The organism is Pseudarthrobacter sp. fls2-241-R2A-168, assembly GCF_030209335.1.
Classification (GTDB): Bacteria; Actinomycetota; Actinomycetes; order Actinomycetales; family Micrococcaceae; genus Arthrobacter.
The window spans coordinates 1-3,330 of sequence record NZ_JARVSG010000063.1 but is presented as its reverse complement, the minus strand read 5'-3'; the positions used below and the strand labels follow the sequence as shown (position 1 = coordinate 3,330).

Sequence of the window (3,330 nt, the reverse complement as noted above, 5' to 3'; positions counted from 1 at the left end):
AATTAGTTTTTTGATCTTTTGTGGTCAAGTTTTTAAGAGCACACGGTGGATGCCTTGGCATTAGGAGCCGAAGAAGGACGTAGGAATCTGCGATAAGCCTGGGGGAGTCGATAACCGGACTGTGATCCCAGGGTGTCCGAATGGGGAAACCCCGCCAGGGGCGCGAGTTGCCTGGTGACCCGCATCTGAACACATAGGGTGCGTGGAGGGAACGCGGGGAAGTGAAACATCTCAGTACCCGCAGGAAGAGAAAACAATAGTGATTCCGTTAGTAGTGGCGAGCGAACGCGGATCAGGCTAAACCGTTCCATGTGTGATAGCCGGCGGGCGTTGCATGGTCGGGGTTGTGGGACTTTCCGTTCTGTCTCTGCCGGGACAGTGGGGTGTGATGTGCAGGCATAGGTGAACGGTCTTGAAAGGCCGGCCAGAGAGGGTGTGAGCCCCGTAACTGTAATGTTGTGTACCGCCTGGAGAGTATCCCAAGTAGCACGGGGCCCGAGAAATCCCGTGTGAATCTGTCAGGACCACCTGATAAGCCTAAATACTCCCTAATGACCGATAGCGGACCAGTACCGTGAGGGAAAGGTGAAAAGTACCCCGGGAGGGGAGTGAAACAGTACCTGAAACCGTGTGCTTACAATCCGTCGGAGCAACCTTAGTAGTTGTGACGGCGTGCCTTTTGAAGAATGAGCCTGCGAGTTAGTGTTACGTCGCGAGGTTAACCCGTGTGGGGAAGCCGTAGCGAAAGCGAGTCTGAATAGGGCGTTGCAGTGGCGTGATCTAGACCCGAAGCGAAGTGATCTACCCATGGCCAGGTTGAAGCGACGGTAAGACGTCGTGGAGGACCGAACCCACTTCAGTTGAAAATGGAGGGGATGAGCTGTGGGTAGGGGTGAAAGGCCAATCAAACTTCGTGATAGCTGGTTCTCCCCGAAATGCATTTAGGTGCAGCGTTGCGTGTTTCTTGCTGGAGGTAGAGCTACTGGATGGCTAATGGGCCCTACAAGGTTACTGACGTCAGCCAAACTCCGAATGCCGGTAAGTGAGAGCGCAGCAGTGAGACTGTGGGGGATAAGCTTCATAGTCGAGAGGGAAACAGCCCAGACCACCAACTAAGGCCCCTAAGCGTGTGCTAAGTGGGAAAGGATGTGGAGTTGCTCAGACAACCAGGAGGTTGGCTTAGAAGCAGCCATCCTTAAAAGAGTGCGTAATAGCTCACTGGTCAAGTGATTCCGCGCCGACAATGTAGCGGGGCTCAAGTACACCGCCGAAGTTGTGGCATTCAAATATTAGCTAAGCCCTTGTGGTTCAGGCGTTTGGATGGGTAGGGGAGCGTCGTGTGGGCAGTGAAGTCGCGGTGTAAACCAGCGGTGGAGCCTACACGAGTGAGAATGCAGGCATGAGTAGCGAAAGACGGGTGAGAAACCCGTCCGCCGAATGATCAAGGGTTCCAGGGTCAAGCTAATCTGCCCTGGGTAAGTCGGGACCTAAGGCGAGGCCGACAGGCGTAGTCGATGGACAACGGGTTGATATTCCCGTACCGGCGAAAAACCGCCCATGCTGAACAGGGGATACTAACTGCCCGAGACCTGCCCGACACCCCTTGTGGGTGAAGGGTTTTGGTGGAGCGCAGGACCTGATCCTGGGAGGCAAGCGTATTAACAGGTGTGACGCAGGAAGGTAGCCGAGCCGGGCGATGGTTGTCCCGGTCTAAGGATGTAGGGCGAACGGTAGGCAAATCCGCTGTTCATGATGCCTGAGATCTGATGGGACCCCCGTTTGGGGGGATTTGGTGATCCTATGCTGCCGAGAAAAGCATCGACGCGAGGTTTTAGCCGCCCGTACCCCAAACCGACACAGGTGATCAGGTAGAGAATACTAAGGCGATCGAGAGAATTATGGTTAAGGAACTCGGCAAAATGCCCCCGTAACTTCGGGAGAAGGGGGGCCCCAACCTTGAACGGACTACGCGTCCGGGAGGGGATCGGGGCCGCAGAGACCAGGGGGAAGCGACTGTTTACTAAAAACACAGGTCCGTGCGAAGTCGCAAGACGATGTATACGGACTGACTCCTGCCCGGTGCTGGAAGGTTAAGAGGACCGGTTAGCCTCACGGCGAAGCTGAGAATTTAAGCCCCAGTAAACGGCGGTGGTAACTATAACCATCCTAAGGTAGCGAAATTCCTTGTCGGGTAAGTTCCGACCTGCACGAATGGAGTAACGACTTCCCCGCTGTCTCAACCATAAACTCGGCGAAATTGCAGTACGAGTAAAGATGCTCGTTACGCGCAGCAGGACGGAAAGACCCCGAGACCTTTACTATAGTTTGGTATTGGTGTTCGGAGTGGCTTGTGTAGGATAGGTGGGAGACGTTGAAGCCCGGACGCCAGTTCGGGTGGAGTCATCGTTGAAATACCACTCTGGTCACTTTGGACATCTAACTTCGGCCCGTAATCCGGGTCAGGGACAGTGCCTGATGGGTAGTTTAACTGGGGCGGTTGCCTCCTAAAAAGTAACGGAGGCGCCCAAAGGTTCCCTCAGCCTGGTTGGCAATCAGGTGTCGAGTGTAAGTGCACAAGGGAGCTTGACTGTGAGAGAGACATCTCGAGCAGGGACGAAAGTCGGGACTAGTGATCCGGCGGTACATTGTGGAATGGCCGTCGCTCAACGGATAAAAGGTACCTCGGGGATAACAGGCTGATCTTGCCCAAGAGTCCATATCGACGGCATGGTTTGGCACCTCGATGTCGGCTCGTCGCATCCTGGGGCTGGAGTAGGTCCCAAGGGTTGGGCTGTTCGCCCATTAAAGCGGTACGCGAGCTGGGTTTAGAACGTCGTGAGACAGTTCGGTCCCTATCCGCTGCGCGCGCAGGAAATTTGAGAAGGGCTGTCCTTAGTACGAGAGGACCGGGACGGACGAACCTCTGGTGTGTCAGTTGTACTGCCAAGTGCACCGCTGATTAGCTACGTTCGGATGGGATAACCGCTGAAAGCATCTAAGCGGGAAGCTCGCTTCAAGATGAGATTTCCATACACCTTGTGTGTGAGAGGCCCCCAGCCAGACCACTGGGTTGATAGGCCGGATGTGGAAGCGAGGACTAACGACTCGTGAAGCTGACCGGTACTAATAGGCCGATAACTTACACCACACACCCTCTTCGTGAACGGATTCAAAAGACGTTCACACCATGAAGCAGGGTAAAAAGATAAACAAGATACGCTTGCGTCCACTATGTGGTTCCCAAACAACAAACCAAAACGTTGTCCAGGGAACAAAAACACAACACAATAACAACACCACAATGTTGTAACCACAGTTTTCCCACCCCCA

The 3,330-nt window shown here is 54.3% G+C and carries 1 rRNA gene; it reads left to right on the top strand.

Features of this window, described 5'->3' with window-relative positions:
* Positions 1-22: 22 nt before the first annotated feature.
* Positions 23-3,148 (top strand): 23S ribosomal RNA (locus QRN11_RS22465).
* Positions 3,149-3,330: the final 182 nt, after the last annotated feature.